Source organism: Nostoc sp. GT001 (assembly GCF_030382115.1).
GTDB lineage: Bacteria > Cyanobacteriota > Cyanobacteriia > Cyanobacteriales > Nostocaceae > Nostoc.
In genome coordinates this window covers 5,083,658-5,095,729 of the sequence record NZ_JAUDRJ010000003.1, presented here as the reverse complement: position 1 = coordinate 5,095,729, position 12,072 = coordinate 5,083,658, and the positions used below count along the sequence as shown (strand labels likewise).

The window sequence follows — 12,072 nt, the reverse complement described above, 5'->3', positions numbered from 1 at the left end:
GATAAACAAGTTATGCATTGTTTGCTATTCAAATAGTGGATTTTATGCCAATGAATATCAAAAAAACTTTGGAAATTTAGCAACCAAAGATGTGGCAAATTATCCTTTCTAGAGCAAAGCAAGAAATTTATTTCCGCTCTAATATTAAACATTGAAAATCGGTACGATTAAAAATGCAACAATTACTAGCATTGATTGAACATAAAAAACAAGAATATGCTCAATTACCTTTGTTTAATTTTATGCGAGACAAGAGTATAAATGCCAGACAAAGATTAGCTTGGGCACCATGCGCCGCCCATTTTATTATGAATTTTGGCGAACTGAATAAGTGTTTTTTACGAGTAGAACCCACAAAGGATCCAATTCAGGCACTAATTAACAAGCATACTTATGAAGATGACCATCATTGGCTGTGGTTTTTGGAAGATTTGAAGAACCTAGAACTTGATAAATCATTGAATTTTAGTGATGCCTTAAAATTTCTTTGGAGTGAAGAAACTAAGAATGCTCGCTGGCTAAACTATCAGCTCTATCGATATACTTCAAACGCTACTCCCATTCAGAAAATTGTAATTATTGAAGTTCTCGAAGCGACTGGAAACATCATGTTTTCAGTTGCGGCAGAGGTTGGTACAGAAATTAAAGCCATTACCCAAAAACCATGCCGATATTTTGCCGATTTTCACCTGAATGTTGAAACTGGTCACATCACGGGTACATCTGGAATAGAGCAATATTTACAAGACATTCAACTATCAGAAGAAAGTCAGCAAGAAGCCTTTGAATTAGTTGAGAACTTATTTACAGTTTTCACACAATTTACAAATGAGCTTTTGGTATATGCTAAAACCCATCAAATCAAGCAAGAATTAAAAGCTGCATAAATTCTTGAACAAGTTTTTTGTAATTGATTTCCCTACTTAACTTTAGACTTCAAGAGGAACTTTTGTTATGTCACAGAATGTACAGGATGTACAAAATATTGTAATTGTTGGTGGTGGTTCAGCTAGGTTGGATGACGGCAGCTTATTTGAGTAAAGCACTAGATAAAAATATTAATATTACTCTAGTGGAATCATCTAATATCACCAAAATTGGAGTTGGAGAAGCAACTTTTAGTACCATCAAAGTATTCTTTGATTTTCTTGGGCTACAAGAATATGAATGGATGCCAAAGTGTAATGCCACATATAAAATGGCAATTAAGTTTGTCAACTGGAATGCGAAGGGGCAACACTTCTACCATCCCTTCCAGAGATATGAGGTAATTGATGGCTTTGATATCTCGGAATGGTGGCTGAAAATGAAGAAAGATCAAGAAGCATTTGATTATGCTTGCTTTCTAATTCCTTGGCTGTGCGACCATAAACTGTCGCCAAAGTATTTAGATGGTAAGGTCTTTGATCGCAAAGTTCAAAATGAATTTTCTCAAGATCGTATTGTCAAGAAAAATATCCTGGATAAGTTAAAGATTCAGTACCCCTATGCCTATCATTTTGATGCAAATCTACTCGCAAGATTCATGAAAGATTATGCAATGGAAAGGGGAGTGAAGCAAATTGTTGATGATGTGGTAGATATTAAGTTAACAGAGGATGGGAGCATAGATAGTCTCACAACCCAAGAGCATGGTATTCTCAGTGGCGATCTTTTTATTGACTGTACTGGTTTCCGTGGTCTTTTAATCAACAAAGCCCTTGGTGAGCCATTTATTTCTTATTCAGATTCCCTATTGTGCGATCATGCGATCGCCATGCAGATACCAACTGATATCAAAAAAGATGGTATCAACCCTTACACTACCTCAACTGCACTTTCCTCTGGTTGGGTCTGGAATATACCTTTGTATGGCAGAAATGGTACTGGGTATGTTTATTCGAGTGCATTCATTTCTGCTGAGGACGCAGAACAGGAATTACGCCAGCATTTGGGAGTTGTTGCTGATAATCGTCAAGCCTCTCATATCCAGATGCGGATTGGACGTAACAGAAACTCATGGGTGAAAAACTGTGTAGCAATTGGTCTTTCCAGTGGATTTGTGGAACCGCTAGAATCTACTGGCATCTTCTTCATTCAACATGGAATTGAAGAGTTAGTTAACCACTTTCCCAGCAAATCTTTCAATCAAGAGCTAATTCACAGCTATAACAAAGTTGTCGCTGACTGCATAGATGGTGTGCGAGAATTTTTGACACTTCATTACTATGCTAGCGATCGCACCGACACAGAATTCTGGAAAGCAACTAAGAACAATATCAAAGTTCCAGAAGAACTACAGGAAAAATTACGATTATGGAAAAATAGACTGCCAAGCAACAAGACTATCAACCCGAAATACCACGGCTTCGAGTCTTACTCTTATTCGGTAATGTTGCTGGGGCTAAATTACATGCCTGAAAGCAGTCTTCCCATTTTAGAACATATCGGAAATGACAACGCTGAGGCTGCATTTTTGGAAATTAGGGAAAGAGCCAATTACCTAACTTCAACTTTACCGTCTCAGTATGAATACTTAACTCATGTGATGAAGTCACAAGAACAGTCAGAGTATCTGAGTGTGGTTAGCGATCGCTCACATCAGATTCCTGCACTAATTTCATAATTTAGGAGAACCCAAGATGACGGTGAAACAAGTATGTGTGATTGGGGCTGGAGTCAGCGGATTAGTCTCAGCGAAGACGTTTATTGAAGAAGGTTACGAAGTGACATTGTTCGAGAAACGGCAGGGACTTGGTGGTGTGTGGGAAAGATCGAGGGCTTACCCAGGACTGTCAATTCAAAATCCCAGAGACACCTATGCTTTCTCAGACTTTCCTATGCCTGCCTCTTATCCCGAATGGCCTTCAGGAGAGCAAATATGCGCTTACCTTGAATCCTATGCCCAACACTTTGGTGTCACAGAAAAAATTCAGTTCGGTGCGAATGTCACCAAAGTGGAGCGCAAATCAGGAAATACTCTTGGATGGGTAGTTAGTGTCAGCTTTCAAGAAAATGGTCAGGAGATCGGAAAACAAAATTACGAGTTCGACTTTGTAATTGTGTGCAATGGCACTTATGATATTCCCTACATTCCTAACTTGCCGGGGATGGAAGAGTTCATTGCCGCCGGAGGGCAGGTAATACATACTAACAACTTTAATGACGGCTCTATAATTGAGGGCAAGCGAGTGGTTGTTGTCGGTTTTGGCAAGTCAGCCACCGATTTAGCGAATCTCGCAGCTAGCAAGGCCAAGGAATGTACCCTTGTGTTCCGTCAAGCGCTGTGGAAAGTTCCCAACTTCTTTCTCGGTCTGTTGAACATCAAGTATATTTTCCTGACTCGGTTTGCAGAAACTTGGATGCCCTACCATAAACTTCAAGGATGGGAAAAGTGGCTGCATAGTTTTGGCAAGCCACTAGTGTGGGCATTCTGGCGGCTAAATGAGACTCTCCTACGCTTACAGTTTCCCCTTGATGCTTGTGGGATGGTGCCCAAACAACCGATGAACAAATTGATTGGTTGTAGTATTGGCTTAGTACCTAAAGGCTTTTTTGAGCATGTACGCGCGGGTAAAATTCGTGCTGTGAAGACAAAGATCAACAAGTTTTTTGCTAGTGGCGTGGAATTGGATAACGGCGAACAAATACAGGCAGATGTTGTTGTCTTTGGCACAGGTTTTCTTCAGGATATCCCCTTTTTAGAAGAGAAGTACCGCAGACACGTATTTGATGAAGAAGGCACTATCCATCTTTACCGCCATCTCATTCACCCTCATGTTCCCCAAATGGGTTTTGTTGGTTATAACTATACTTTTTGTGCCCAGTTATCAGCAGAAATTGGTGCTAGGTGGTTATCAGAGTATGCCAAAGAAAATTTACCTTTACCATCCCCGCAACAGATGCTAGAGGATGTAACAGTAGAGTTGGAATGGAGGAAGAAAGATAGACCTTATGCTTTCGTCAGTGGAGCATGTGTAACTCCTTTTACATTCCATTACATTGATGAGTTGCTTCAAGATATGGGTTTGAGTAGCCGCCGTCAAGCAGGGAACTTGGTTGGGGAGTTTTTGATGCCAATAGATCCATCTGCTTACAAGCATTTGGGTAAGGAATTACAAGCAAAACAAAAACAACATCCATCTCTCAATGATTTGGCGATCGCCTCCGGCGGGGCTATGCCCATCGCGGCAAATGTAGAGGTAACAAGCGTTCGTTGATATCTCCCAAATAAAGTTCGGTGAGGTTCTCACCCGAACCCTATGCTAAATTTACGTGAGTCTCCAACAAAGACTCACGTAAATTTTCCAGTATCGTTAGCTTGTCTTATTGTTGCAGTGGAATCTCAATCACAAACTCAGTCCCCTCTCCCAGAGTGGATTCACAGCTTAACTGACCCTTGTGTTTGTCTACTACCACTTGATAGCTAATTGATAACCCCAACCCCGTACCACTTCCTACTGCCTTAGTGGTAAAAAATGGATCAAATATTTTCTGCTGCACCTGTGCAGTCATCCCATAACCGTTATCAGCAATCCGAATCTTCAACGTGTTTACTTCTCCTAATTCAGTACGAATACGAATCTGAGGATTTTTCCTTGGAGAATCTTCTCCATTGTTGTAATCCTCTAAAGCATCGATCGCATTACTTAAAATATTCATAAACACTTGGTTGAGTTGACCAGCATAGCAAAGAACATCCGGCAGTTGTGCGTATTCTTTAAAGACCTCAATCTCTAAGCGATCGCTCTTTTCCTTGAGTCGGTGCTGCAAAATCATTAGAGTACTATCGATACCTTCATGGATATTGACAGGCTTCATTTCCGATTCATCTAGACGAGAGAAGTTACGTAAGCTCAGAATAATGTTTCGGATACGAGAACTTCCCACCTTCATCGAGTCGAGAACCCTTGGGAGGTCTTCTGTCAGGAATTCTACATCCATTTCCTCGATTTTTTGCTCCACTATTGCTGAGGGATGGGGATATTGTTGCTGATAGATATTAATCAAATCTAGCAATTGTTGAACATAGTCACTAGCGTGAGTAATATTACCATGAATAAAATTGATAGGGTTATTAATTTCATGGGCAATTCCCGCCACCATTTGCCCTAATGAAGACATTTTTTCGCTTTGGATTAATTTACTTTGGGTACTTTGTAATTCTTCTAGGGCTTCTTGCAAATGCTGATTTTTTTCGTTAAGTTCTGCTGTTCTTACTACCACCCTTTCCTCTAATATATGACTGTACTTCTCCAATTGCTCATTCGCTTCAGCCAAATTATTGTAGAGAATGGCATTTTCTAAAGAGATTGCAGCTTGGATAGTTAAGAGCTTGAGAACTTCTAAGCGATCGCGTGTAAATGCTCCTGTCGTTAAATTATTTTCTAGATAAATCAGTCCCAGCAATTTGCCCTGGTTAAGCATCGGAATACATAATATGCTCTTTGGCTCCTCACGGTTAATATAACGATCTACTGCAAAAGAAGCTTTCGCTTTAATGTCATCAATTACTAATATTTCTTGGGTTCGTTTGACATAATTAATCAAAGAGATAGGAACACAATCACTAGATTCTAAAGGAATAGATAAAAACTCTGTGTGAGTATCTCTAAAAGTAGAACCAGGACTAATTGCGGCAACAGTTAAGTCTAAGTTATTAACTTCACTCAATATCAGCACACATTTTGAAGCCCCTGCATTTTCCATGACAACTTCCATTAACGTAGAAAGAAGTGCCTCCAGTTCAATCTCTCCAGACACTGCTTGAGAAGCTTTAATCACAGTTCCCAAATCTAACATATCTGAAATACTAGTGTTGGAGCCAATCACAGTTTCATTCGTAATCAGAGTAGATTTATTGCTCAGTGTAGATAGGTGTAGACTCAGTTCAGGTAGATTTTTTTCACTGCAAGAATAGCTAGTTTCTTCTTGCTGAATCATCGGCAGAAGTAATTCGGAATAGCGTTTTTGCAAGTCGTAAACTTTCGCTAATGCTCCCCAACGAACATAGCAATAGTAGGCATCAGTGAGATAGAATTGGGCAATTCTTTGTTTACCCCATTTGAGATAAAATATAGCTGCTAATTCGCAAGCAAGAGCTTCTTCGTTAATGTAATCATTTTCTTTGGCAAGAGAAATAGCTTTCTCATAATTATCTATCGCTTCAAGATATTGACCAAGAACTCGATGCCGTTCTGCCTCTACTAAATAAAATTTATGTAAGTGGTTCATGGGAGCCTGATCTCCCCAATTTTGCATTTTTTTCTGATTTTCTGTCACTCTATGCAGGATTTCTTTTTGTTCAAATTCATCGAAATCAGCATATACTGCTAGATGCGTTAATGAATCATAGAAATAAAATTGAGCAGTAACAAACATGCCGACACCAGCATATAAGTACTTTTCTGCCATGACAGTATTTTTAAGAGCTGGAGAGTAATCAGCCAACAGATAACATACCTGAAGTTTGCAGAAATATAGGAAAAACAGTGCGACTCCATCTTTAGCTTTCAGATGAAGTGGTAGCATTTTCTCTTCATCATAAGCTGTACCAATTAAACTCTGCGGATTTTGAACATCTCCTAGCAGATTCAAGATTGTTTGCCGAAATATTTCATTCCAATAAAATACTCTTTCTTGCTTTATTTGCCTAATGGTCTTGCTATATACTTCTATATCTTGTTCAAGTTTTATTAGTTCATGACCTGTGAAGTATGCATGTTGAGAGTAACCATAAAGAGCATAAGCTGCAAATTCCATATCTCCTACTTCGAGATTAGTCGTATAAGACTCAAGTAAGGGTTTCAATGTTTGCTTTAGATGCTCTTTCCAATGTCTGACAAGGTGATTAAATGTTTCCATAACCTTGCCAGTTACTTCTTTTGTTTTAAAATTAGGCAACAAACTATCAGCTAGTTTCCCAAATTTATATCCAGAATCAATATCTCCTATTACCCCACACAACATTACTCCATACATCACATACGCAAAAGCAGACAAAGGAGAATTACCAAATTTGATCGATAAATTGATCTGTTTCAGAATAATAAACAGTAATAATTCCGGCGCAACTGTATAAGCAAGACCAATTGAACTAGATAGAATACGCATGATTATCAGTGGTTGCGCTTCTGTAATTTCCGGCAGTTCAATTAAGTCTTGAATAGACCTATTAGCCAACTTTGCAGATGTTGTCTCTATTGCTAACTGAATATCTGATTGGCTAGGATTTGTAGGGAACTCTACTCCTAAAGTTTTCAAAAATGTTTTTGCAATATGGACAGCTTCTAGTTCTTTTCCTTGTGCGCCATAAGACTGTATTTTAACTTCATAAGCTTTCACTTTATCTAGTGAAGTTTTCGCTTTTAGCAACACAACCTGGACAAATTTTTCTGTATCTTCAAAGTCACCACTGAGATATGCCGCTTCTGTTGCCGTATTATACAAAGCTAAGGTAAGATCGTATTTAGTATCCCAACTATCATCTGCTAGTAGCTCAATTCCAATAGTTAAATACTTCAGTGCCGATGAATAAGCTGTTGATACTAAAGCTTTACGTCCAGCCATCAGACTCATTTCAGCTAACTCATTACGTTTAGCTTGATGGGTAACAAATTCGGCTGCAATATTGAAATGATTGACAAGCTCAAAAATATTTTCTTCCCGTTCGGCAACTGTTGTGTTGTTCAAGAGAAGCAGTCCAATTTTTAAGTGTATTTGCTTGATTTGGTCTTTGGGAATTAGAGAATAGGCTGCTTGCTGAACTCTGTCATGTACGAATTTATATTTTGGTAGTTGGGCATTAGTAAGTGATAAATTTTCCGATTCTCTAGTTGAAAAGCTTAATAGTTGTCTGTCATTTTCTGGTGTAAAATTATAACCATCTTTCTGAGGTATAATCAGTCCTTCAAGTAATGCTTGCCATAAGTCAGATGCAGTATCTATTAAAGATTTTTCATTAACAAGTGATAATGTTTTTAAGTCAAACTCATTACCAATACATGCAGATATTTTCAAGACATTTTGTACATTTTGGGGCAATTTTCCTATTTGTATGCCCATAAACTCTACAACATCATCTGTAAGAGATAAGGTTTTAATTTTGGTAATATCGTACTTCCAATGACCTGCATCAAAATCTAATTCAATTAGTCCATCATCATATAATAGTTTGATAAATTGGGATGCAAAAAATGGGTTCCCTTTCGTTTTGAAAAACACCATTTGAGTCAGAGGTACAGCAATGGTTTCTGGACAACGTAGTGTATCAGCAATCATCTGATTTAAATCAATCTGACTTAAAGGTGAGAGTTTAATTGTATTAATTACTGCTCCTGCTTTGGCAATTTCTTGTAGTGTCAAATGTAGCGGATGTAGATTTGACACTTCATTATCCCTATAGGCACTAATTAGTAGCAAGCTCCCTTGACTTTCATATATATTCTCTTTATCTTTAGCAAGGGAAGAAGAATTTCCATCCATTAATAATTGAATAAACTTCAAGGAAGCCGTATCTGCCCATTGCAAATCATCTAGAAAAATAACCAGAGGATGATCTTTAGTAGTGAAGACCTGGATAAATCTCTGGAACAATAAATTAAAGCGATTTTGAGCAGCGCTACCAGCAAGTTCAGCAGATGGAGGTTGTTTGCCAATAATTATTTCAAGTTCAGGAATTACATTAATGATTACCTGAGATTGCGTACTCAATGCCGATAAAATTTTGGTTTTCCACTGTTGAATTTGGGCGTCTGTTTCGGAAAGTATTTGACTAATTAAATCTCGCAAAGCTTGCACCAATCCTGACAACGGGATGTCACGTTGGAATTGGTCAAATTTTCCTTTGATGAAGTAACTACGCTGTCTGGCAATGGGTTTGTGGACTTCATTAACCACAGCAGTTTTACCAATCCCTGAGTAACCAGAGACTAAAATCATTTCCGTGCTTCCCTTTGTCACCCGGTCAAAAGTAGTGAGGAGAATTTCAATCTCTCTTTGACGACCATAAAGTTTTTCAGGAATGGCAAAATGATTTGAGATATCCCGAATTCCTAATTCAAAGGCTGTAATATTTCCTGTCTCTTGCCATTGGTTTTGACATCTCTCCAAGTCATACCTGAGTCCATGAGCGCTCTGATATCGATCTTCGGCATTTTTTGCCATCAGCTTGCTGATAATATCAGATAAAATTGTAGGAATATTGGAGTTAATATGACTGGCTTTTGGCGGTTCTTTGGCAATGTGAGAGTAGACTAACTCCATCGGTTCAGTAGTACTAAATGGTAACTGCCCTGTCAGGAGTTCAAAGAAGGTGATACCCAAGGAATAAAAGTCGGTACGGTAGTCTATCCCTCGATTCATGCGTCCTGTTTGTTCAGGGGAAATATAAGCTAGAGTACCTTCTAGGACGTTGGGATTTGTGAGAAATTGAATTTCTTTTGGTAATAGAGTCGCAATGCTAAAATCGATGATTTTAGTCTTACCTGTTATCGGATGAATTAAAATGTTAGCGGGTTTGATATCTTTGTGAATTATGCGATAGTGATGTAACTGTTCTAAAGTTGCACTAATTTCAAGTGCAATATCGAAAAACTCACTCAATGAAACAGAATTATTTCCTTTTTTCTGCTCTTCTTGCTGCCAGAGATTAAGGGCAATGCCACCAAAATCTTCCATTACTATCACATATCTATTGTGATATTTTTCTAGGTTTATTGGCTTGACTATGCCTGGGATTTCAAGGTTTTGGGTAATGGTGTATTGATTGTGAAACTGATTAATTTCAGCAAAGTTAGGATCTTCATTACGCATCAGTTTTAAAATAACTGATTGCCGATCTTTTTCTCTGATAGCTCGATAAACTAAGGTTTTTTTACCTGAATATAGTTGCTTAATAATGCGATAGCCAAGTATAGGAAATACTTTATCTGATTCTACTAACATTGCATTTAGTTATGATAATTTTCTTTCTATGGTTTAGTATACCCAGAGCATAGTAGCTACTATCAGTGAGTAATGGAATTTTGTAAGGTGTTAAAAAGTAGGGTTATTAATAACCGATTGGTAGCAGATTGTAAGTAACTGAGGTATAGGAATATCAGTGTATTAACGGGTAATGAGCGGCTATTTATGTTTAGTTTCTTCAAAAAGCTAAAATTGAAAAATGCTGCGATCGCACATAAATATTAGATATTTTAACCGCAGACAGATATTCATTTTGCTGTATCTAGAGTAGAGAATATACTCACAATTGTTCATAGTTTTGACAGCAAGATACATTTTACAAATTATACTGTGTATAACAAAACGAGAATTTACGTAAGTTATCACCAAATTACAAAAGCGATGTCTGCGACAAGACGTTCGCGTAGCGTCTCCGACAGGAGAAGCGTCTACGCACTCATAACTTTATTCAATTTTTAAGGCTTCACTACTACCCATTGCGTCACAGCCGCCATTGCTCGCCAACCCAAAAATTTACCAATAGGTTCCGCCCGCTGAATGGCAATACGAGTTAAATCACCACCGACTTGTTCATGCCATTGAAATAAAGTTTGCTCACCCTCTACTGTTACAACATTGGCCACCAAACGTCCACCCGGCCGCAGTGCTTCCCAACAAACATCAAAAAGTCCCGTTGCTGTAACCCCACCACCAATAAAAATGGCATCTGGTGCTGGCAAGTCTTTCAGGGCATGGGGCGCTTTCCCTTCAATAATTTGCAGATTTGGAGTACCAAGAGTGGCGGCGTTATCGGCAATATATAGTAGTCTAGAAGAATTTTGTTCGATCGCGATCGCTCGACATCGCGCATTACTCCGCATCCATTCAATTGAAATTGAGCCGCAACCCGCGCCCACATCCCACAATAATTCTCCTGGTGTGGGAGCCAAAGCTGCTAGGGTAATTGCCCTAACTTCACGCTTCGTTAACTGTCCATCGTGGTGGTAGGCGTTATCTGGTAATCCTGGCAATCTTGGTAATGCAATAACCCCAGGATCCGCAATACAATCAACTGCGATCGCATTCAACACTGCAACTTCAGTTTCACTCCAAGATGCAGCCGTACCTTCTACAATTCTTTCATGAGCGCCGCCCATACGCTCCAATACGGTGATTTTACTGCCACCATAGCCGCGATTTGTCAAAATTTGAGCAACAATGGCGGGTGTGTCTTTGCCTTCACTCAAAATCAACAGCCGCGCTTTTGGATAGATGTAAGACTGGAGTATGGAAGATGGACGACCATTTAAACTCAAGGTTTCTACCTCAGTTAAAGACCATCCCACCCTGGCACAGGCGAGGCTGAAGGCTGAAGGTGCGGGGATAATCGTCATTTCAGAGACAGGAATTCGCCGCATCAAGGTGACACCAATGCCATAACACATCGGATCGCCGCTTGCGAGTACGCAGATTGACTGCCCCCGACGCTGGATGATTTCGTCTACAGAAGTGCTAATGGGAGATGACCAGACTAGTTTCTCACGTCGATCGTCTGTAGGAAGCATTGCTAAATGGCGATCGCCTCCCACAATTACTTGAGCTTGATCGATTAAAGAACGAGCGATCGCACTTAACCCCTGTAATCCATCTTCCCCAATGCCAACAATAGAAAGCCATTTTTGTATCATGCTAATTCATGATTAATTACTTTATAACGTTGTTGGCAGCGAATTTTTAACTGATAATTCCGAGATTGTTGTAGATTTCGATCAAATTGCCATCAGGATCGCGCAAATGAGCTGTGCGGATTCCCCAGCTTGGGCGATCTTGTGGTTGAGTCACAACAAGCGCATTTTGCTCCTTTACTTGCTCATAGACCTCATCCACATTATCCACTGCCAAAATCAAGGCAATTTTATCTCGATTGACAATGTATGAAGGCTGTTCGATTCTTGGGACTACTTCAGCCATTAATTCTTGTTTGAGCAAACCCAGCTTGAGATATCCGGTATTAAACTCAGCATATCCGCTATCTTCATCGCCCCAATCGACATCAAATTTCAGCAGATCCCGGTAGAACAGAAAAGAATCTTTGTAATTGGAGACAAGCAGTCTCAGGTGTGTTAGCTGAAGCTTCATATCTGTTGG

The 12,072-nt window shown here is 39.2% G+C and carries 6 protein-coding genes; 3 read left to right on the top strand and 3 right to left on the bottom strand.

Annotated elements, in window-relative coordinates:
* The first annotated feature begins 173 nt into the window (after nucleotides 1–173).
* The 3 genes from QUD05_RS24530 to QUD05_RS24520 all read left to right on the top strand — a co-directional run bounded on the left by QUD05_RS24530 (nucleotide 174) and on the right by QUD05_RS24520 (nucleotide 4,199).
* Complete coding sequence (locus tag QUD05_RS24530; protein ID WP_289798370.1) at nucleotides 174–887, top strand: hypothetical protein; 714 nt, start codon at nucleotides 174–176, stop codon at nucleotides 885–887.
* Between the two features lie 110 nt (nucleotides 888–997).
* The gene (locus QUD05_RS24525) at nucleotides 998–2,605 is read left to right on the top strand and encodes a tryptophan halogenase family protein (protein ID WP_289798369.1); all 1,608 of its coding nucleotides are present in this window, start codon (nucleotides 998–1,000) and stop codon (nucleotides 2,603–2,605) included.
* A gap of 16 nt (nucleotides 2,606–2,621) precedes the next feature.
* Nucleotides 2,622–4,199 (top strand): flavin-containing monooxygenase, encoded by a 1,578-nt coding sequence (locus QUD05_RS24520; RefSeq protein WP_289798368.1) that lies wholly within the window; start codon nucleotides 2,622–2,624, stop codon nucleotides 4,197–4,199.
* A gap of 106 nt (nucleotides 4,200–4,305) precedes the next feature.
* Here the strand turns inward: QUD05_RS24520 and QUD05_RS24515 are convergent, their stop codons facing one another.
* From QUD05_RS24515 to QUD05_RS24505, 3 genes are all read right to left on the bottom strand, one after another.
* The gene (locus QUD05_RS24515) at nucleotides 4,306–9,924 is read right to left on the bottom strand and encodes an ATP-binding sensor histidine kinase (RefSeq protein WP_289798367.1); all 5,619 of its coding nucleotides are present in this window, start codon (nucleotides 9,922–9,924) and stop codon (nucleotides 4,306–4,308) included.
* A 476-nt stretch (nucleotides 9,925–10,400) separates the two neighbouring features.
* On the bottom strand, nucleotides 10,401–11,612 hold the full coding sequence (gene cbiE, locus QUD05_RS24510; protein WP_289798366.1) for a precorrin-6y C5,15-methyltransferase (decarboxylating) subunit CbiE: 1,212 nt from the start codon (nucleotides 11,610–11,612) through the stop codon (nucleotides 10,401–10,403).
* A gap of 46 nt (nucleotides 11,613–11,658) precedes the next feature.
* Nucleotides 11,659–12,063 (bottom strand): VOC family protein, encoded by a 405-nt coding sequence (locus tag QUD05_RS24505; protein ID WP_099100244.1) that lies wholly within the window; start codon nucleotides 12,061–12,063, stop codon nucleotides 11,659–11,661.
* Nucleotides 12,064–12,072: the final 9 nt, after the last annotated feature.